The 19,400-nt window shown below is 66.7% G+C and carries 19 protein-coding genes; 8 read left to right on the forward strand and 11 right to left on the reverse strand.

The annotated features are described in order from the left end of the window. Together FZN60_RS02845 and FZN60_RS02850 are read right to left on the reverse strand one after the other, a co-directional pair. The gene (locus FZN60_RS02845) at positions 1-255 is read right to left on the reverse strand and encodes a hypothetical protein (RefSeq protein WP_158870898.1); all 255 of its coding nucleotides are present in this window, start codon (positions 253-255) and stop codon (positions 1-3) included. A 378-nt stretch (positions 256-633) separates the two neighbouring features. Continuing rightward, complete coding sequence (locus FZN60_RS02850; protein ID WP_158870900.1) at positions 634-1,128, reverse strand: DUF2628 domain-containing protein; 495 nt, start codon at positions 1,126-1,128, stop codon at positions 634-636. A 505-nt stretch (positions 1,129-1,633) separates the two neighbouring features. Between FZN60_RS02850 and FZN60_RS02855 the strand changes: the two genes are divergently transcribed. The 6 genes from FZN60_RS02855 to FZN60_RS02880 all read left to right on the forward strand — a co-directional run bounded on the left by FZN60_RS02855 (position 1,634) and on the right by FZN60_RS02880 (position 8,447). Continuing rightward, positions 1,634-2,677 (forward strand): LysR substrate-binding domain-containing protein, encoded by a 1,044-nt coding sequence (locus FZN60_RS02855; RefSeq protein ID WP_158870902.1) that lies wholly within the window; start codon positions 1,634-1,636, stop codon positions 2,675-2,677. A 337-nt stretch (positions 2,678-3,014) separates the two neighbouring features. After that, the gene (locus FZN60_RS02860; protein WP_422570096.1) at positions 3,015-4,013 is read left to right on the forward strand and encodes a glycine betaine ABC transporter substrate-binding protein; all 999 of its coding nucleotides are present in this window, start codon (positions 3,015-3,017) and stop codon (positions 4,011-4,013) included. 164 nt (positions 4,014-4,177) lie between these two features. Continuing rightward, complete coding sequence (locus tag FZN60_RS02865; protein WP_158870904.1) at positions 4,178-5,065, forward strand: ABC transporter permease; 888 nt, start codon at positions 4,178-4,180, stop codon at positions 5,063-5,065. A 73-nt stretch (positions 5,066-5,138) separates the two neighbouring features. Further along, complete coding sequence (locus tag FZN60_RS02870) at positions 5,139-6,104, forward strand: quaternary amine ABC transporter ATP-binding protein (RefSeq protein ID WP_158870906.1); 966 nt, start codon at positions 5,139-5,141, stop codon at positions 6,102-6,104. A 67-nt stretch (positions 6,105-6,171) separates the two neighbouring features. Then, positions 6,172-7,101 (forward strand): nucleoside hydrolase, encoded by a 930-nt coding sequence (locus FZN60_RS02875; RefSeq protein WP_158870908.1) that lies wholly within the window; start codon positions 6,172-6,174, stop codon positions 7,099-7,101. A gap of 764 nt (positions 7,102-7,865) precedes the next feature. Further along, entirely contained in the window at positions 7,866-8,447 is a 582-nt protein-coding gene (locus FZN60_RS02880; RefSeq protein WP_158870910.1) for a hypothetical protein, read from the forward strand. Between the two features lie 382 nt (positions 8,448-8,829). On the opposite strand, the gene FZN60_RS02885 is transcribed toward FZN60_RS02880, so the two are convergent. The 5 genes from FZN60_RS02885 to FZN60_RS02905 all read right to left on the reverse strand — a co-directional run bounded on the left by FZN60_RS02885 (position 8,830) and on the right by FZN60_RS02905 (position 13,678). Then, on the reverse strand, positions 8,830-9,333 hold the full coding sequence (locus FZN60_RS02885) for a hypothetical protein (protein ID WP_158870912.1): 504 nt from the start codon (positions 9,331-9,333) through the stop codon (positions 8,830-8,832). A gap of 10 nt (positions 9,334-9,343) precedes the next feature. Next, the gene (locus FZN60_RS02890; protein ID WP_158870914.1) at positions 9,344-10,609 is read right to left on the reverse strand and encodes a helix-turn-helix domain-containing protein; all 1,266 of its coding nucleotides are present in this window, start codon (positions 10,607-10,609) and stop codon (positions 9,344-9,346) included. A gap of 231 nt (positions 10,610-10,840) precedes the next feature. Then, positions 10,841-12,499, reverse strand: a complete 1,659-nt coding sequence (locus tag FZN60_RS02895) for a recombinase family protein (RefSeq protein WP_210253407.1) — start codon at positions 12,497-12,499, stop codon at positions 10,841-10,843. Positions 12,500-12,504: 5 nt separating this feature from the next. Continuing rightward, positions 12,505-12,771 carry a hypothetical protein gene (locus FZN60_RS02900; protein ID WP_158870918.1) on the reverse strand — a complete coding sequence of 89 codons (267 nt, stop codon included), beginning with the start codon at positions 12,769-12,771 and terminating at the stop codon, positions 12,505-12,507. A 466-nt stretch (positions 12,772-13,237) separates the two neighbouring features. Further along, complete coding sequence (locus FZN60_RS02905) at positions 13,238-13,678, reverse strand: hypothetical protein (protein ID WP_158870920.1); 441 nt, start codon at positions 13,676-13,678, stop codon at positions 13,238-13,240. Between the two features lie 316 nt (positions 13,679-13,994). Here FZN60_RS02905 and FZN60_RS02910 point away from each other — a divergent pair, with 316 nt between their 5' ends. Then, a complete protein-coding gene (locus FZN60_RS02910) occupies positions 13,995-15,035 on the forward strand; it encodes a helix-turn-helix domain-containing protein (RefSeq protein ID WP_158870922.1) in 1,041 nt (346 codons plus the stop codon). Between the two features lie 775 nt (positions 15,036-15,810). Continuing rightward, positions 15,811-16,356, forward strand: a complete 546-nt coding sequence (locus tag FZN60_RS02915; protein ID WP_158870924.1) for a hypothetical protein — start codon at positions 15,811-15,813, stop codon at positions 16,354-16,356. A gap of 703 nt (positions 16,357-17,059) precedes the next feature. On the opposite strand, the gene FZN60_RS02920 is transcribed toward FZN60_RS02915, so the two are convergent. The 4 genes from FZN60_RS02920 to FZN60_RS02935 form a co-directional block, all read right to left on the reverse strand. Further along, positions 17,060-17,818, reverse strand: a complete 759-nt coding sequence (locus FZN60_RS02920) for a VOC family protein (RefSeq protein WP_158870926.1) — start codon at positions 17,816-17,818, stop codon at positions 17,060-17,062. A gap of 524 nt (positions 17,819-18,342) precedes the next feature. Beyond that, entirely contained in the window at positions 18,343-18,495 is a 153-nt protein-coding gene (locus FZN60_RS02925) for a hypothetical protein (protein WP_158870928.1), read from the reverse strand. Positions 18,496-18,721: 226 nt separating this feature from the next. Then, on the reverse strand, positions 18,722-18,886 hold the full coding sequence (locus FZN60_RS02930; protein WP_158870930.1) for a hypothetical protein: 165 nt from the start codon (positions 18,884-18,886) through the stop codon (positions 18,722-18,724). Beyond that, complete coding sequence (locus FZN60_RS02935) at positions 18,883-19,374, reverse strand: hypothetical protein (protein ID WP_158870932.1); 492 nt, start codon at positions 19,372-19,374, stop codon at positions 18,883-18,885. Before FZN60_RS02935 ends, FZN60_RS02930 begins: the two co-directional genes overlap by 4 nt. Between the last annotated feature and the right edge of the window lie 26 nt (positions 19,375-19,400).

The following is a 19,400-nucleotide window of genomic DNA, read 5'->3' on the forward strand; positions in this document are numbered from 1 at the left end:
TCAATCGACCGGCGACGACTCGAGCGATCGGGCGGCCATGATCCACAACACGTTCGGTTCGGCGCTGGAGTCCATCTCCCGCGACAGGCGCTCGATGGTATCGACCGCCGCGGCCAGCCGTTCCAGCATCTCGGGCCGCATCGTCGCCTTGCCCGAGCACATGCGCTCGGCCGTCCGCTGGCCGATTCCGAACAGCGCGACCAGAGCGGAGACCGGGTTGCCCGGAAGACGGGCGATGAGGGCGTCCTGATCCATGGCATCTGGATAAGGGCCAATCCTCTACGAAATCGCAATGGGTCGCCGCAGCGCTCCCACGGACCTCGCGGGCCGGTCTCGCCGGTCTCGCGGTGTCGATCGTCGACATTCGTCAAGCCGCTTGGATCCACGGGCTCGACAGCTTGCCGGGTCGATCGGCGTCGAAGCCAGGCGGCACCGCACGCCGGCGCATCCATTCCGTCCATGCCCCTCGCCCGGCCGTCATGGCGAGGAGCACACCAAGGCGCTTCGCGACAGGCTCATACTCGATCCAGAACGCAGCCATGATGCTCGAGGCCTGCCAGCACTCGAGCCGAGCGGACATCGCGGCGAGACGATCGACGGGTACGTTCCGTATGCGGATCTCTCGAAGCACGCTCATCGGCCCGGAAGGACCGCGACGTGCCACACGAAGGATGCCATGATGAGCAGCCATGGCACCCCGGCCATGGCCCCGGCCAACATCGACACTCCGCCTTGGGAGATCAGCATCTCTTCTCGGTAGTCTCTCCGGGCCTTCAGGTCGAAGACCCGCTTGGCAGCATGCGCGACATACATCGGCTTCGCCATCACAGCCAGGACGAAGATGTAGTTATCCAGATCCAAGCCGAACACGATTGCGCAGGCCAAGGGAACTGCGACAGACAGCACTGCCGCCGAGTACATCTTCCTGTATGCAAACCATGCGAAACTGAAGACGAAAGCACCCCATGACCACGTGAACCAAGCCGACTTCCCGCCATAGGCGGCGGCATGCGCGCCATGGGCCGCTCGACGGAAGCTCTCGGCGTTCGGTCCTATGAACAGTCGGACTTCCTCGAGACTGATCTGGTCCCAGATTCTACGGCTCTTTTCACGGAACTGACCGAACAAGATTTCTTTCCGAGCTGGTCCATCATCCAGGACCTCTCTACGGTATCCGACGTGGCTGTCCGGTTAAGAGCATCTGACGAAATGCTTCCTCTCGCGCTTGGAAGGGATGGCGCGTCCACCTTTTCCTGACGTCTCCGAGCTGCGATCGCACCGCTTCTGCCGCCCGAGCCGCTCATGCCGACGGGTGGTGCCCCGCCGCTCCAGCATCTCGGGCCGCATCGAAGCCTTGCCCGCGCACATGCGCTCGGCCGCCCGCCGACCGATCCCGAACGGCGCGACCAAGCCGGCGACGGGATCGCCCGGAAGGCGGGCGACGGCGTCCCGATGCATGGCGTGGGTCGGAGTGACGTGACGATACCTCCTCGGGCGGTCCTTCTACAGCTCGAGCATGCGATCGGCAGCTCGAGCATGCGATCGGCGCCGTGTCGCGCCGCCGGCTCGGGCATCGCGAACGATCCAGCGTTCCCGCATCCGATCGCATGTCACGCACCGATGCCTTGCGACCTTGAAGCTCGACGTCGTCCCGGCCTCGCCGATCGAGATCGACGGATCCCTTTCTCACGCCGTCGGTGGCGCGAAGACCCACCTTGAACTAATATGCGAGGTGGACCGCCGAACCGGGGTGGATCGAGAGGGAACGACGACCATACGGAGATATTACGGCCTTCCTTCCCTGACGAGCCTGGCGGTCTTCGAAGCAACCGCGCGCCATACGAGCTTCAGCCGCGCAGCGGAGGAGATGAACGTCACCCGAGGCGCCATAAGCCGTCAGATCAAGGGGCTCGAAGACGAACTCGGCTTCAAGCTTTTCATCAGAGGCAAGAATGGCGTGCAGCTGACCGCGGCCGCGCAGGATCTCTTCGCCGAGATCTCGACGAGCTTCTCCCGCTGGTCGGAAACGATCAGGATCGTCAAGTCCGACAAGCCGGAGGAGAGCGTAACCCTTGCTTGCACGGAAGCCTTGGCCACGCTTTGGCTGATGCCGCGAATGGTGGACTTCTCGCGCCGGTTCCCCGAGATCACGATCCACTACCTGATTCCCGACAAGCCTAGCGATTTCCGTGGCGCGGAGGTGGATCTGTCCATTAGGCCCTCCACCGGTTCCTGGCCGAACGAGAGCAGCGAGCGGCTGTACGAGGACACCATCTATCCGGTCTGTGGGCTGGCTTTCGCCGACGAGCATCGCGACAGCGAAACATCGGACCTCTGGCAGTTGCCGCTTCTGCATCTGGACTGGACAAATCCGAACTGGCCGAGGTGGCAGGACTTCTTCCAGGAGAAGGCCATCATCTACCAGGGTCTGCGGGGCCAGAGATTCGCGAAGTACACCGTGCTCCTGGCGGCGGCGGAAGCCAACTGCGGGCTTGCGCTCGGCTGGGATGCCATGGTGCGGCCCCTGATCGATCAGGGCAGGATCGTCCGGTTCTCTCGTCTCTCGCTCACCGATCCCATCGGCTTCTGCCTGGCATGGAGCGACAGGAAGCCGCTTTCTCGTGCGGCAAGGGTCTTCCAGGCCTGGCTGCGCGAGCAGACGGGAACGTCGCCTTGATGCGCTTGCGGCGAAAGCCGACTCGTCCTTCGCCGTACGGCAACGTGCCTGAACATGGGCCTGGAACCTCGCGACGCAGGCGTGGGAACCTGGATCCGGAAGGGGCGGACAAGTCGACGCACGGTGTTTTTTTGCGCGATACGACCGTCACGCCCCTTGATAGAAACGACCGGGTTGGTTGTTCCGGCGTCCGAAGAATCGACGTCCGGCCCGGAACGAGCAAGGACGGTGCAGGCACGGGTTCAGGCGCGGGAGCGCATCGAGCGGCCCGAACCCCGGTCTCGCCTCCGATCTTGGAACAACCCGCGGACGAACAACAAGCTTGGAGGAGCGTGTCTTGAGGATTCTGGCTGCAACTGTCGTGGGTATGGTCGGGCTCTTCGCCGGTCAGCAAGCCCAGACTGCGTCGTGCGGGGACGTCACCATCGCCGACATGAGCTCGATGTCCGCAGAGCTTCTCGCGTCGGTGGATCGGTTCATCCTGAACAACGGCTTCGACTGCACCGCCGATCTCGTGGCCGGGGACACCGTTCCGGCCATCACATCGATGATCGAGAAGGGCCAGCCCAACATCGTTCCGGAGGGAGCCGTGGACGTCGTTCCGGCGCTCTACAAGGAAGGCATCGAGAACGGGAAGATCGTCGCCCTTTCGGACCCGCTTTCGGATGCAAGCACCCAGGGCCTGTGGGTTCCGAGATACATGGTGGACGAGAATCCGGAACTCGCGACGCTTGCCGGAATCCTGAACCACCCGGAGCTCTTCCCCAATCCTGAGGATCCGTCTCGCGGCGCGATCTACAACGGCGCGCCGGGATGGGGCGCCACGATCGTGACGGCCCAGCTCTACAAGGCCAACCAGATGGCCGATCGCAAGTTCGATCTCGTCGATCCGGGCTCCTTGGCCGGCCTCGACAGCGCCATCTCTCGCGCCTACGAGCGCAAGCAGGGCATCGTAGCCTATTATTGGTCGCCGACAGGACTGCTCGGCCGCTATGCCATGGTGAAGGTCGATCTGGGAGTTCCCCACGATCCGGTCGAATGGACGCGCTGCACCACGAACGCTGCCTGCGCCGACCCGAAGGCGAACGCCTGGGCCGCGTCGGACAACGTCAAGACCTTGGTGTCGAAGCAGTTCTCCGACGAGAACGGCGAGATCGTCGAATACCTCGAGAAGCGCGAGCTGACGAAGGAAACCATCAACGACATGCTGGCCTGGATGAACGAGAACCAGGCGACAGGCGAGGACGCGGCGCAGCACTTCCTGACGGAAAATCCGGAAATCTGGAGCAAGTGGGTATCCCCGGAGATCGCCGAGAAGGTGAAGGGCGCACTCTGAAGCGCGGAAGGTCCGGCAGCTTGACCGGGATGGGCCGCGACGGTGCGGGCGGCCCATCCCCTTCCGCTGCGAGTGCCGCGCAGGCCAGTCCTGGCGGATAGCCGGGCAAGCCTGCCGTTCGGCCGGGCATGCCCGGCTTCTCCCTGTAGACGAGACGACCGAGAATGGACTGGCTTCTTTCTTTTCCGCATATCGACAGACGGATTCTCACGGCGCTCAAGACCTCGGTCGACGCTTGGTTCAGGGACGTGGCGCGGGCACTCGGCTCCGCGGCCGATCTCGTCTTCCACCCGCTGCACGTCGCCCTCGGAGGGTTCGAGCGCTTCATGCTGACCGTGCCATGGCCTCTGGTGATCGCCTTCGTCGCACTGGTCGCCTGGCTTGGAAGCCGAAGCATCAAGCTCGTGCTGGGATGTGTCTCCATCTTCGTGCTGATCGGCTTGTTCGACATGTGGGAGGACACGATGAAGACCGTGTCCATGATCTTCGTCTGCAGCATGCTGACGATCGTCCTCGGCATCCCCCTCGGCATCGCCACCGCGCGCTCGGAGCGGCTGCAGAAAGCCGTGCTCCCACTGCTCGACGTCATGCAGACGATGCCGAGTTTCGTCTACCTGATCCCGGTGGTGATGCTTCTGGGGATCGGACGCGTGCCCGGACTGATCGCCGTCGTCATCTACAGCCTGCCGCCCATCATCCGGCTGACGAACCTCGGCATCAGGCTGGTGGATCGCGAGGTCATCGAGGCGGCGGATGCGTTCGGGTCGACGGGTCGGCAGAAGCTGTTCACGGTGCAACTTCCCCTCGCCCTGCCTACGATCATGGCCGGGGTCAATCAGGCCATCATGATGGCTCTCGGCATGGTCGTCATCGCCGCGATGATCGGAGTCCAGGGCCTGGGTCAGCCGGTCCTCAAGGCGATCGCGAACCAGTACTTCACCCTGGGCGTCTTCAACGGCCTGGCGATCGTGGGCATCGCCATCGTCTTCGACCGCATCAGCCAGGCCTACGGCGAGCGGCTCCAGCGGCACAGGGGGATCGGCCGTGGTTGAACGCACCGCCCGCAGCGTCGGCATACGGATCGAAGGGCTCTACAAGATCTTCGGACCGACGCCGGCTCGGTTCATGCCGATGGTGCAGGCCGGGATGGACAAGGATGAACTCGTCCGATCCCATGGGCACATCCTCGGCCTGCGCGACATCGACATGGAGATCGCCCCCGGGACCCTCCAGGTGATCATGGGGCTCTCCGGGTCGGGAAAGTCGACGCTCATCAGGCATATCAACCGGCTCGTCGAACCCACCTCGGGGAAGCTGACGATCGGCGGAATCGACGTGCTCGCGCTCGACGGGTCAGAACTCACCGAGTTCCGCCGCACGTACACGGCGATGGTGTTCCAGAAGTTCGGCCTCTTGCCGCACCGGACCGTGCTCCAGAACGCGGCATACGGGCTCGAGGTTCAGAACGTTCCTGCACGCCGACGCCGCGAGACCGCGATGCGATGGCTCGAGCGTGTGGGTCTCGACGGGTTCGAGAACAAGTATCCCGACGAATTGTCGGGCGGCATGCAGCAGCGCGTCGGGCTTGCCCGCGCCTTGGCCGTCGACGCCCCCGTCCTGCTGATGGACGAGGCGTTCTCCGCTCTGGATCCCCTGATCCGCGTCGAGATGCAGGATGTCCTGCTCGGGATCCAGGAGGAGGTTCGCAAGACGATCATATTCATCACCCATGATCTCGACGAGGCGTTGCGGCTCGGAGACCGGATCGCGATGCTGCGCGACGGCGAGGTGGTGCAGCAGGGAACGAGTGAGGAAATCGTCCTCGAGCCTGCGGACGACTACGTCAGGAGGTTCGTGCGCGAGGTCAACCGCGGGCGCTTCGTCCGCGTGGATGCGGTGATGTCGAGCGACGGCGCCGCCCTGCCGCCTGGGTCGGGAGTGACCGTCGACGGCGCGATCACCTTGGAGCAGGCGGCCCGCATCATGGCCGGCTCGGGGGCCGAGACGGCCGATGTCCTAGGAGCGGACGGCGCGATCGTCGGCAGCGTCTCGCTTCGCCGGATCGTCTCCACGATGATCGCCAACGGCTGAGATCCGCGAGCCCACCGGGCGAGCTCGGCATCGCTCCCCCTCACCGTTCGAACGGCGGCCAGCATCCATGTGCAGACACTCCATCATCATCGACACCGATCCCGGCCAGGACGACGCCCTGGCGATCCTCCTGGCCCTGGCCCACGGCGATGCGCTCGACGTCCTGGGGATCACCGCCGTCTGCGGAAACATCAGCGTGAGGAGCACGGCGGCGAATGCGCTGAAGGTTCTCGCCCTGGCGGGCCGGGAAGACGTGCCGGTCTATCTGGGGGCGGCCTCCCCCCTGGTCGGCGGCCTGGTGACGGCGGAAGAGCTGCACGGCGCCGCGATCATGGACGGGTGGGACCTACCCGTGTCCTCGGCCGCGCCACGTCCGGAGTTCGCCGCGGACTGGCTCATCGAGACGGTCCTGTCGAAGCCTGCGGGCACGGTCACGATCTGCGCCCTCGGACCGTTGACGAACATCGCCCTGGCGGTCGCCAAGTGTCCGGAGATCGCCTGCAGGGTAAGGGAGCTCGTGCTGATGGGAGGGGCTTCCCAGGGCGGCAACATGAACGCCGTCGCCGAGTTCAACATGTTCGTGGATCCGCACGCTGCGGCGCGGGTTTTCTCGGCCCCTATCCGCAAGACGGTGGTGTCGCTGGACGTCACGTCGAGACTGCTGCTCACGGAACACGAGCTGGGACGCCTGACCATGGGCAGCGGCAGGCTCGCGCAGCAGGTCGGGAAGCTGTTGAACCTCTACAGGAACTCCTTGATGGCCGGGGCGCCGCGAGCCCTCCACGATCCTGCGGTGATCGCGTGGCTCCTGATGCCCGAGATCTTCTCCGGCAGGGCCTTGAACGTGGAAATCGAGACGTCGCCGGGCTTCGCATATGGCCAGACGATCGTGGACGTGAACGGCGTGACCGGGCGGCCTGCGAACGCGTTCTGGCTGACGGATGCGGACAAGGGAGCGTTCTACGCACTTATCGGACACGCGCTCTCGAAGATCTGAGCGTCTGTCGGCGCAGCCATCTGCAGTCGCCGGCGTCAGAAAGCCGAGCATGCCGTCACGCCGATCGGCGCTGGCATTCGATGCGGATCCGTATGATGGGCGGCGTCAACATCCAGATCGATGCCGGCGACCTGCTGGTTCGATCGAAGGCCTGGAACGAGCGAGAGGCAGGTTTGCCTTTGCGCCCCTTCTCCTAGGAGGCATGCCGCTTGCTCCCGATGTGTTCAAGCTCAGGACACATCGGTATGGCCAGAACAGGACGGCGGCAGCGAGCGAGATGGCTGAGAGGAAGACCGTTGTGAACCGGCCGTAGCGGGCCGCGACCCGTCGCCAGTCCTTCGAACGCCCGGACATGATCTCGATGCGGTCGCGTCGCCCGTGGTGTTGATCGCCGAGGTGGGTCGAGCTGCCTGGAGCTGGATGACCCAACAGCTTACCGGCTCGACCGGCATCGAAGTCATACCGGCCCGCTCATAAACCGACCCCTTGGGCCGGTTCACGCGGTGCCGGAAGAACGCTCAAACGCCGCGCGGGCTGCCGCCGCGCGGCAAATGCCGAAAAGGGTCATTTCAAACGCGCGGCGGTATCAGGCGCCGGTCGACAGTCCGTCCGGAAGAACCGGTCGGACATTCCGAACGACCCGGACGGACGAAGCCTCCAGGTCCGCGGCGGGGCCGAAGCCCGCCGTCACGCCGCGTCCCATGCTTGCACCTGTCGACCGCTTGCGCACCGCAATCTCGCGTTAACCACGGCGGAAGGCTCTCTTGGCGCCGACGACGGCGCTCACTACCTGTATTTTCCGAATACGAAAACTACCGGCGGCCGACGCTCTCGCGGGGGATCCATTCATGGCGCAACGATACGAATCCGTTCGAGATGCTCTCGGCGACGGCGAGGGAGGCGCCGTCGTCGAACCCGACGCCCCGCCTTCGATCCCGTTCGACCACGACGGGAACGACCGCGACGCGAACATCCACCGCGATGCCATGCGTCGTCGCGAAGCGCCTCGAGTCCAGGTTGCCGCGACTTCCTCGAAACGGAAGCGCTGCGCTCCTGCGTCGCGGGGCACCCACTCGAGGCCGCCGGCCGGTAAGACGGGCAACGCTTCTTCCAGGCCCCGCGACCCGGTGGACGAGAGCACGATCTGGCTGATCGACGTCGACCTGGGGCGCAACGAAGCCCTTCGCGAACGGCTGATCGAGCTTGCCCTTGCGCTCGCCCGCCGCATCGCCGACCAGGACCACGAGGCGGCGGTGATCCGGCGCACCGCCGCGGCGGCTTCCGGCGCGTCCGCGACGAGGAGATCCGGATCGCCCCGGCGCTCGGCGCGCGTTTCCGAAGGCTGAGGCGATCGGATACCAGGGGCTGGCGATGGCCGCGCAGCGGTGCGGCCGAAGCGCGCGAGGCAGGTCGACGATGCGACCGCCTCGACCTCGTGGAGGCCGTCGAACGCGCGTGCGCGACGTCGCGGTCGCGGGATGCTCCTCGCCGGCGACGACCTCCGTCGCCGTGCGGTCATGCCGAACTGGCTCGCCGTCGCCTTCCTCGCTCGGCGGGAGCATGCGCCCGTCGTCCCGGGGCGCTCCCTTTCGATGACCGAACCGGACGGGCGCCCCATGGAGAATGCCGGCGCCGCGTCGGTTGAGGCGGGGAAGCGGTCGACGAAGCCGCTCCGAGCCGCCGCTTTCGCGGCGATCGTCGAGGCCCGACCACTGCGGAGCGAAGGTCTCAGCCGAGAAGTCCCATGGCGAGCCTGTGCATCAGCGCATCGTGCCAAGCCTGCCCGTAGTTGTTCCGCAAGGCCACCTTGGGACGATGTCCGATGTCGCCGAGCAGCCTTTCGAGACAGGTCAGCCGGTCGCGCCTTCCTTGCTTCCAGCCGAACTTCATGCTCGCGGTATCCGGCCCGCACACGATCCATGCATCCTCTCTTTCGAGAAGATGAGCCCAGAGCGCGCGTTCGCCATAGTCGAGCACCGTTCCTCCCAGCAAGTCGACCCGAGCGAGCTGGAGCAAGGTCACGGTATGAACCGCACCGAGAGACGCCCGAAGCTCGGGACCGTCTATGTTCTCCTCCGGGCGCCGACGCTGGAAGCCAGTCTGCGTCTCCTCGAAGCACTCCTCCACGGTCTCGATCCGATAGCGGCTGACAAGCGCTCGCCAGCAGTCAGTGCGATGCGCCTCCAGCATGACGTTCGCATCCACGAGCAAGGTACCTGCGTGAACCGGCATCGATCGTCCTTCACAGCTCGAAGGGACGATCGATGCCATGGATGTCGCAGAGCTCGCCGAGCTCGTCGATGCTGACGTCCAGCAGGCGAGCGGCACGGCGAACCGAGATCTTGCCGTGATCGATGCCGGCCGCCACGACCTTCATGAACCGGCGGCCGAAGGGCGGCGGCGGATCGGCCGGCGATGCTTGCGCCTGGCCGTTGTTGACCAGGAGACCGTCGTCGAATTCCTGCGCGACCTTCGAGGTTATGCGCCCGACACTCCTCAGACGCCACTTCAGGGCCAGGGCCGTCACCTGCAGCTGCGAGGCGGTGGCGTTCAGCCAGGCCGCGTCGGTCACCGGTCCGTCGTAGCGGTCGAGGGTGGCCCGAGGCATGAGCAATGCGCTGGCGAAGCAGTTCGCCATCTCCTCTATCCTCTTCTGGGCCTTGCCTTGACTCGAGCCGTCGATGTGCTCCGGCGGCATGGCATCCCAGGTGAGGAGGTGAAAGAACTCGTGAGCCAAGTCGAAGTTGCGGCGGCCAGGCGCCTCGTGCCGGTTGACCAAGGCGGCTCCGAGATCCCGCACGAGGCAGGCAGCTCCGGAAATGCCCCTGCGGGCATCGACCATGAGGACAAGGGTCGAGAACCTTTCCTGCATGACCTCGACGAGTCTCTGCGACGGGACGTCGCCCAGGTCGTATTCCGCGGCGATGCGCTCGCCGGCCTCCGCTGCCTCCTCGTAGCTGCTGCCCCTCGTGAGGCTCAGACGCGGCAGAACCGCCGGCAATCTCTGGCCGATGCCCTCGCTCAGTTCACGGTAGGCGCCTATCCACTCGCCCGCCTTGCATTCGAAGTCGCTTAGCTCTCCTGGAGTCACGTTCGGACTGCGCCTCCAGGAGAAGCGAGCCTCTCCGACGATCAGGAAGGGGTTCGTGAAGTAGTCGAGTTGCACGTCGAAGGCCTCGACGGCCCTCACCAGCTCCTCCGCTGACAGCTTCCGCTGCCCGGCCTCGATCTGGGCGACGGTCTGGCGATTCTCGAAACCGAAGATATGGGCGACGTCCTCCTGCGAGAGGTGCCTCTCCGCACGCAGAGCCTTCAACCTGATGCCGACGTGTACCGACGTCATTGGACCCTCCAGCGCGTCATGTGGCTTGCGCGAGCCCGTCGTGCAAGAAAATATTGCAAAATGCAAATTGGCCATGGATCCCCGATCGCGGATGAAGGCGCCTCCGCGTCGGCACTCGGAACGCCGGCTGTACGTCGCCGCCCCTGTCGTGCGGATGCCAAGCATTGGACGGGGCGCCAACCATGATGAAGCACCGTCCGATGCCAGTTCGACGATGTTGATCGGCGATGCTCTCGGCACGCTTCGAGAAAGCACGATCGATGATCCACCGCGCCGATCCGTGTCCACTTTGTACGCCGATCTGCGCTGGCCAGACCCGGCGCGCGCCCGGCCCGCCGAAGCGGGCCGGGCGGATGTTCCCGGCCCGCCGGCGAGCCACCCGGCCGCCGCCGGAGATCAAGCCTGCGAGGCGGACTTCGACGGACGTCCCACCGAGCGCCTCGGGATCTGCGTCTCGAAGGCGAGGAAGCCCTTCACCTTCACACGATAGCGATCGTGCTCGCCGGTCACCTCGACCGTGTCGAACAGGCTGCGGACCTGGTCCGCCGCCTGCGAGGCGAGATTGGCCTGGCCGCCCCCCTCCTCCAGCACCTGCCTGATCCGGGTCAGGGCATGGCGCACGCGCTCGATGGGCAGGACGTGTTCCCGCAGCTGCTCGAGATCTCTTTCCCGCCTGGCGAGCTCCAGCCCGTCCGCCTTGATGCGGCGATCCAGGTCGATCATGCGGTCGTTTCCCCAGGCGGGGAGAAGCCGTCCCTGCGCGACGGCATCCACCAGCGAGTCCTTCAGTCGGGCGTTCTCCGCCAGGCGTTGGCGTGCGTTCTGCAGCTCCTGGACCTCGAGCTCCTCTCGCGCGCCGCGCTGCCTCCGGTATTCCGCCGCGGCGAGCTCGTCGAGCGATCCCGACCTGACGAGCTTCTGCAGCCGCGAGAGGAGCGAGTTCTCCACCACCTGCCGATCCAAGGACTTGTACGAACTGCAATCCCCGCCGCGGTTCGCGATCCGGCAACGCACGTAGTAGGCATTGGGGTAGCCGCTCACGGCAACCATGTTGGCGCCGCACCTCACGCATCGCATCTTGCCGGTCAGGAGGCTGCGCGGCCCCCTCGGGCGCACGCCCGGATCCGTGCTGCGGGCGGCGAGACGATCCTGAAGCCTGCGAAAGGTTTCCTTGTCGACGATGGCCAGGTCCGGCACTTCGACGATCGTCCACTTGCTCCGGGGAACCGGGGTGCTCACCGGCTTGCCGGTGGTGGTGCTCGTCCGGGAGGTCGTGCGACCGTAGACCCGGTATCCGGCGATCAAGGGGTTCCGGCAGATGCCGGGCGTTTCCGGGCTGCCCACGAGCGAGGCGTGCGACCAGATGGCCTTCTTGTCGCCCAGCATGCCACGCTTGTTGAGCTCGTACACCGTCTCCGCGATGCTGGCCCCCGCCATCAGGCGCTCGATGGCGTAGTGGATGATCGCGACTTCCTTCGGCTCCTTGACGAATCGCTCGACGCCGCCGGGAACGTGGCGGTAGCCGAAGGGGGGTCGCGTCACCGCCTCGCCGTTGGCGGCCTTGGCCGTCTTGGACATCGACGTGGCGGCCTTCTGGTAGCCGATCGCCTGCTCGGCGACGACGGCCATGGACATGGCCATCTGCGCCGTGAGCCGCCCCATGCCGATCACGAAGAGCGGGATGCCGAGTTCGTCGAGACAGGCGATGAGGGGCACGATGTGGGCCGCGTTCCTGCCCAGGCGCGAGATGTCGCTCAGGATCACGGCCCTGAACCTGCCCGCCTTGGCATCGCGGATCATGCGCAACAAGCCGGGGCGATTCATCATCGCCACGCCGCTCTCGTCCTCGTCGACGTACGTCTCGACGACGCGCAATCCCATGCTCGGGGCGTAGGCGATGGCTGCGTCGAGCTGCTGCGTCGCGCTCTTTCGGTTCGAGTGGTTCTTGCTGAGCTTGGAGAAGCGGCCGTAGGCGGCCGCGTCGAGGCAGTTGTCATTGTCGCCGGCCGGGACGGGATCGTCCGGCAAGGAGGAGGCGGGGAACAAGACGTCCATGATGCTCACTTGGTCGTATCCTTTTCTTCCGGCGCGGCCTGCGCGTTCGCGACCGCTTGCGACTTGGAGGGTTCCTCCCGGAACGACCGGAGGATGGCTGAGGCCGACATCCGCAGGCTCGGGGACATGTTCGGACGCGGGAGGGCGGTGGGCGGCAGGTCGAAGAACCTCGCCGCGGTGGCGTGTTCGATCAGGAGACGAAGACCGGGGCGGTCGATCGGCGGCCCGCCGTCCTCGTTGTCGTCGTCGTCATCGTCGGGGTAGGTCGCCACGATCGATCCTTCGGAGGCCAGGGCCGGCGCCGGATCGTGGCGGCGGAGGATGGCGTCCGAGAACCTGGGGGGACGGGCTTCCGCGAACGCCTGGACGAGGTCGAGTCCGTCGGGCGGCGCACGCTCCTCCGGCGCGGCGGGAGGAAGTTCGTGTCTGGCGGTCATGTCATGGGTCCTTTACGTCATGGCGTCGCGTCGACGCCGTCCGCGTGGGATGTCCCGCCCGCCTCGTGCGGTCCGGGACGGAAAGGATCGCGAGGCTAGGACAGCGGGTCCGATCCGGGGTCGCAGGTCGACGCGCCGGGCCCGGGGGGCGGCTCGCGCGGCGGCGGAACCATCCGAAGCCCGGCCGCCCGCACGAGCGACCGGCACGCTTCCTGCTGGAGAAGGATGCTCGCGTCCTCCTCGTCGCAGTTCCGACGGGAGAATCGAAGGTAGATCGGCTCTGGCCCGGGCTCGATGACGGTCATCCGCGCTCTCCGGCCACGGGCATCGACGGGGCCTTCCTGCGCCGGCGGGACGGGCGCCTGGCGGCCATGGTCATGGCCATGAACGCCCTCCTGAAGTCGGCCTGCGCCGACGCGACGAGGTCCTCGTTGTCGTTCGCGGCCGCCGTCCTTTCGACCGGCTGCGCGGCGTGTGTGACCGAGATCCGCATGTGTTTCCTCCTGGTGATCGGCGTGGCGTGCCCATGAGGTTGGAGATCGTTCAGGTTGTTGGCAAGACCCCATGACCTAGGGCTTTCCAGCCGGTCGAACGGAGATCGGATCGGGAAATTCAACTCAAGGATGAATTTCGAGGGTGCGGTTAGCTCCTGGTTTTCAGATCGGTGATTCAAGGAGTTTTTGGAAATCCTGCCACCATCGGCGCCATAATAAATCTCCCCCCTCAAGATAAAATCGAACATCTATGCTACGTATGGCCACATATGCTTGCTCTTCAATGCCAGTCTGACCTTTTTTTCCTTTGAGATCTGGGTAGAGCGGGCTCTTGGTAAATGTGAAGGTAAGGAGCAACACGAACATGAAACCGCAAACCTATCGGAATTAATAGTTCATATAAAACATGATGTTATTCTCCTGGGGCGTCCCACGAGCGCCGTCTCCCCTTCGCGACCGGCCGCACGCGACGCTAATTTAAGACTTGGACTTGAGATCCTTCCAAAGTATATGTAAATATACCCCATGATGATCAGAGCGCCAGAGTTTCGTCCGCAGGACCGCTTGAGAGCCGCACGCCGCCGAGGCGGCTTCCCATCGCTCCGGGAAGCGGCGGCTGACCATGGCTGGTCCGAGGGCACCTATGCCGCCCACGAATGCGGATATCGAACGCCGATCCAGCGCTGGATCGACCGCTACGCCGTTGCCTTCGGCGTCTCGGCGGCCTGGCTGACAACCGGGGAGCCGACCGGCCCGGCCGACCTGGAGGCCGCCGGCTTCCTGCCGCGCCCGGGCGAGCACTCCGCCTCCATTCCCCGCCGGGGAGCCGCACGGGCGGCGGCAGCCCTGCGCCGCGCCAGGACGCTCTGCGGGATCGCGACACCCACCGCCGCGGCACGCACCTATGGATGGCCTGTCGAGACCTACCGGTCGCACGAGTCCGGACGGACGCCCATCCCTCGTCGCACCGCCGAGGTCTACGCCTACGCCTACGACCTGCCGGTCGAGATCCTCGACGTCGCGCTCGAGCGCGTGACCATGCCCCGGCGAGCGCTCGCCAGGCGCGCCGGCCGACCGCCGTGGGAGGTCGCGCGCTTCGTGGACGCCCTCAGCCGCCCCGACCGGAGCGCAACGACGGCGGTCGCGTGGATCCTGGCGCTGCCGACCCCGATGGACGTCCTGGACAGGCTGGGCTCGTCCTCGCGCCCGCCGGCATCCGGTCCCCGGCAGTTCCGACCGATGCAGTCGGGCTGGGTCGAAGCGGAATACGGCGTGCCGGCGGAGGAGACCGCCGTCCTGGAAACTCGGGAGTGCCGGGAGGAGGCGGAGCCGACCTCCTCGCTGCTCGTGCACCTTCGGCCGATCGCCCGGTCCGACGCGTCGATGCTGCGCCTGCTCGTGACGCCGGAGAGCTGGGCCCTGTCCGCGCGGGGGAACGACGCCAAGACGTGCCGACGGCTGCGGGAAGCGAACCGGACCGACGACGCCTCCGATCCGGTTCGCCTGCCGGTGCTCTGCGTGACGATGCCCGCGGCCCGCCTCGCTCGATGGCCGGCGGCCAGGGGCGCGAAGCTCGATCGTAACCAGCCACGTCCGGGCCCATAGGGCGGCCATGCTCCCCATTCCCTCGCAGCTCGCCACAGGCCGGACGACCCGTCACACGCCGACTGCCCCGCGGAGCTTCCGCAAGTCGGAACGGACGGCGTCGAAGCCCCAAGGGCGTCTGCCAGCGCCTCCGGTCACGAAGCGGCCGTCGCACGCAGGACGCGACCGCCATGTCCCGGCAGCGGGCGAGAGTCACCGTTCGGTCAGGATTCTGGAAACTTCCTTCATCCACTATTCCAGGACTCTCGAAAAACACCAAAAAATCCATTACGTGCAGCGACTTGCGACCGATCCGCAAAGCATCGTGCAAGTAGATCCCCGCTCCATCAGGAGGCCTCCGGATCTAGGCCCAGGCGGCCGGAAGATGCGGCTTGCCGCCCTTCCGCGCACGACCCTCCCTCGTCCGAGGGTCACTTCAGGTTGCCGCACCTTCCCCCCCATGGATCACGGAAGCGTGACAGGATCGATGTTCCTTTTCCCGGCCATGCACGAGCCATCGGCGCCGTCGACCTCCCGATCCAGCTCCGACATCGTCCCTCGATCTCCGTCGATCGCCGGATCCAGCCTCCTCACCCTCGTTCGATCCAGCCCCGCTTCGCCACTCGCGCCCGCCGCTGCGGCGGATCGACTCCCCGCCGAAGCGACGGAGAATCGATCCGCCGGCGTCACGGCAACGCCGTTCGGCCTCCCGGGGACTGCTCCCGGGCAGCCGATCGCCGCCGCGAGCGACGGTCCTCGCCCACCCCACTTCGCCTTCAGAAGGAGTCCGCCAGAGATGCACGCACTCGTCCTAGCCGTCTGCCCGGGGCCCATCTCCGGATACGCCGTCGTCCACGGGAACCACGTCTACGAGGCCGGCCACTGGGCGCTGGCGGGCGAGATCAGGACCATGGGGCCGACGGCGACGCCGGCAGAGGTCGTCGCACGCCTCATGGATCGCCGACTGTGCGACGAGGTGGAGCACACCGCCCTGCGTTACCCCCTCGACGCCGTGGTCATCGAGCGAAGGAAGCCGGGCCTCGCGGGCGAGATCGGGAACCCGCTCCATCCTGCCGGCGAACGTGCGGCGCTCCTCGCCAAGCGCGACTACAGGCTGGTCGACGAGGGCAGTTGGGACGCGAGCGCCGATGCGAGCCTCGATGGGGGCTCCCCATCCGGGGAGGAGACGGCCGACACCCTGGCCCGGTGCCGGCGCCTCGATCCGGGCCCGGAGGCGGCGCGACGGGCGGTGTTGCTGGGCCGCCATGCGTCCATGCGGATGGGCATCTATCCCGTCGACGCGATGCCCGACTATCCTCCCGGCGCAGGCGAGTGGGCATGACGACCATGCCCGGGAAGCCGGTCGCGTCCTTCCCGGCCCCGGCGCGGCGCCCGGCTGGAGGATCCACGGCCCAGACCGGCCCCAGGCCGGAGGAAGCTGGGCCGCTCGCCCGAACCTGCGGATCGGTGTCACGAGCCCGTATCGACGATGTCCGCCGGCCGAGAAGGGCACCGCCCCGGTCGGCGTCGAAGCCGCACCTCGATCCATGTCGGGAGTGGATGCGGCGAGGCAGCCACCCGCAGCGAGAAGGGAGTCGTGCCCTGCCCGGTCGTCCCGGTCGGACCTTGCGCGACGCGGATCACGGCCGGCGGCCGGTCCCATGGGATTTGACGAGCGCTCGCCGCCGATCCATGTCGCCTCGACCCCATCCCATCCGAAGCAGGGCCGGGAGGATCTACGAGGAAGCAGCACGTCGACGCGCTTCGGTTCCCGGCTCGGCGCTGCATGCGCTTGGTAGCGCCGGTCGGATGCCGACCGTGGCGAAGGCATGCCCGATGCGGCGGGCGAGTTCGCGACGACCCCTTCGGCCAGGAAGCAGGTCCCTGCCGTTGCCGATTTCGAAGGCGATGGCCCGCATGCGCCGTCGGCTGCTCGTCCCGGCTCCGGACGTCACCGAAGCACGGGTCGACGGCAGCTTGTGGAACGGCTCCCGAGGCGGATCACCTCGCGGACGGGCGCGAGCGGCGCGAGCCGGGCAAGGTCGTCAGGAGAATGCGATGGCAGCCCTGCGAAGCAAGGCCGGATCCGGTCGCACTCCGGATCCGTCGGTGGTCAGGACGGCCTCGACAAGGCGACCATGCCCTGGAGCGATCGCGCCGTCCTCGACGATCTCCAGCCAGGTTGAGCCCAGGCGGTACCGGGACTTCGCCCCAGCCGTCGAGGCGTCCGGCTCGAGCTCTTCTCCCGTCATGCTCGCAAGAGCCCGCACGATCGAGGCGGCCGAAGCTGCGCGAAGGCGGACGCCCGCGATGCCCGTCGCGCCGTTGCGGTGGACGGACGCAGGGGGAATGCGGTGGCTGCGCCCCTCCACGTCGCTCACCAGGAACGGCAACGCGTCCTCGCCGCCACTGCCCTTGCCCGTCAACAGCAGGTCGAGCGACCATGCACCGCCACCGATCAAGGCGCCGATGGTTCGGAGCGGCCCCTTGGCGGGAAGCCCGGCGGCTCGCAGGCGAGCCGCCGCAGCCCGGACGTCGTCCACCACGTAGGCGTAGTCGACCAACCCCTCCCCCTCCGCCAGGAAGGGCGCGAGCCTGTACGCCTTGGCTCCCGGCGACGCCGGATCGCCAAGGGCGCTCAGGAGAAGATAGGAGCCGTCGGCGAAGGATACGAAGCGGTTCGCGACGCCCGTGACCATCGCATCATGACGTTCGCTGAGCGTGAACCCTAGCCTTTCGTAGTCGCGGGCCGTGGCTTCGAGATCGTGCACGAGAACGACGAGATGATCGAACGCGACGCTCATGGCACTCCTCCGCTGGCGATCGTCATGCATGCCGGATGGTCATGGGCGTCTCCTGCCCGACCCGACGGAACCCCTGTCCCTACCTGGGCCATCGACGCCATCGTCGCACATGCGGGACGCGGCTTCGAGTCGGCCTTGTCGAGGTCGATGCACGTGACTCCGAGACGTGGTCGCGGCCTTCGGCGAACATCGCCATTCGAATGCCGTCGACGCCGCGACGGATAGGGTGGCAATCTCCAGCCATTGCAAGCCTTCATGTGACGACGGCCTCCGCCGGGCTCGTCATCGATCTCCAGGCTTGGGTCGGCGCCGGATCAGGGCGCAGATCGGCGCGGCAACCGGTCGAGCGAGCCGATGCCGGCCTTGTCGAAGCGGTGGTGCCGATCGGCACTCCAAGGCGCTCGTCCGGGCCGATCCGGTTCGAGTGCGCTGCGATGGTCAAGTCGCTCAGGCCCCTGTCCGGCTTCGCGGCCGCCGCTTCGGTCCGCCATCGAGCCGCGGGCGCGATCCTGCCCTCGGATGCGTCACCGGAGCGTGACGGCCATGTGCTCGCGATCGACCAGGAGCGCGGTCGGCGGCATGACGTCCGGTTCCGCCCGTGCGCGGAGCTGCGCGACGGCGGCTCTGTCGAGCCCGTCCTCGACGCAGCGCCTGGCGACATCGCCGACGGCGGCCATCCGGAGCTCGCGACCCGGCGCGGCCCTCGCCCGGGGAGCTCGCCCGAATGCCGGAAGCGTGCGGAGACGCCATGGTCGCCCTGCCTCCGACGGCCGAAAGGTCGTCGAGCGCCGGCTGCATCCGGGTGCGTGCACGATCGGACGCAGCCGGTCATGGCTGCCGGCAAGACGCGCTCGGCGGGCACCGTCAGATCCGGCTCGCGGGCTCCATCGGCGAGTGGATCCATCAGGCGAGATGCACGATCCAGCCGGTTCCGGTAGCGACCTCGTAGGATTCAGCGGCCGCGACCGCGGCCGCTTCCACGAGATCGCCCGGGTGTCGGATGGCGGTCTCGAGGTCCGGCTGGACGAAGCCGGCGTGCCTCGGAACGCGCCGGCTCTCGGTCGTCACCCGCGACCTGGTCCCGCAGAACCACGGGGACGGGGAGTTCGATCGGGACGAGGAGCAGCCTTCCGATCGAGACGGCGAGCGAGCTCGTCCATCAGCTCGTCCTCGGTGAGACTTCTCGGCTCCGTCCGGTCGACGAACATCGGACGATCGCCCGTCACCCACAGGAACGACGCATCCACGATCGGGATGTCGACGAACCTGATCTCGTGCACCCCTTCCTGGAGCGCGAACTCGTCGGCGATCCGAAGAGCTTCGACGATCGCCGGGCGGCTATGTGCGAACTCCATCTGGCCTGCGACCATCGCCCTGTTGCGCCTGCGGACGGTCACGATGGCGGCGAGGCGCTCGTCTTCGAGGACGGCGAACTTCCACGCCACCTGAACGAGATTGGCGGGTCGCATGGACTCGAGCGTGTCCCCCGCCGTCCCGAACCCTTGGAAAGCCAGATCGGAGATGCCGAAGGCGCCATCCAGGCCCATCGCCGGCATTCCGGCGGCGGCCGTTTCCGCTGCCT

Source organism: Antarcticirhabdus aurantiaca (genome assembly GCF_009765365.1).
Classification (GTDB): Bacteria; Pseudomonadota; Alphaproteobacteria; order Rhizobiales; family Rhizobiaceae; genus Antarcticirhabdus; species Antarcticirhabdus aurantiaca.

Coding starts and splice junctions, on each gene's coding strand:
- FZN60_RS02845 (WP_158870898.1), bottom strand. CDS start 255: ATGGATCAGGACGCCCTCATCGCCCGTCTTCCGGGCAACCCGGTCTCC.
- FZN60_RS02865 (WP_158870904.1), top strand. CDS start 4,178: ATGGACTGGCTTCTTTCTTTTCCGCATATCGACAGACGGATTCTCACG.
- FZN60_RS02870 (WP_158870906.1), top strand. CDS start 5,139: ATGCCGATGGTGCAGGCCGGGATGGACAAGGATGAACTCGTCCGATCC.
- FZN60_RS02875 (WP_158870908.1), top strand. CDS start 6,172: ATGTGCAGACACTCCATCATCATCGACACCGATCCCGGCCAGGACGAC.
- FZN60_RS02885 (WP_158870912.1), bottom strand. CDS start 9,333: ATGCCGGTTCACGCAGGTACCTTGCTCGTGGATGCGAACGTCATGCTG.
- FZN60_RS02890 (WP_158870914.1), bottom strand. CDS start 10,609: ATGCTTGGCATCCGCACGACAGGGGCGGCGACGTACAGCCGGCGTTCC.
- FZN60_RS02895 (WP_210253407.1), bottom strand. CDS start 12,499: ATGGACGTCTTGTTCCCCGCCTCCTCCTTGCCGGACGATCCCGTCCCG.
- FZN60_RS02905 (WP_158870920.1), bottom strand. CDS start 13,678: ATGTTCGATTTTATCTTGAGGGGGGAGATTTATTATGGCGCCGATGGT.
- FZN60_RS02915 (WP_158870924.1), top strand. CDS start 15,811: ATGCACGCACTCGTCCTAGCCGTCTGCCCGGGGCCCATCTCCGGATAC.
- FZN60_RS02920 (WP_158870926.1), bottom strand. CDS start 17,818: ATGAGCGTCGCGTTCGATCATCTCGTCGTTCTCGTGCACGATCTCGAA.
- FZN60_RS02925 (WP_158870928.1), bottom strand. CDS start 18,495: ATGGCCGCCGTCGGCGATGTCGCCAGGCGCTGCGTCGAGGACGGGCTC.
- FZN60_RS02935 (WP_158870932.1), bottom strand. CDS start 19,374: ATGCCGGCGATGGGCCTGGATGGCGCCTTCGGCATCTCCGATCTGGCT.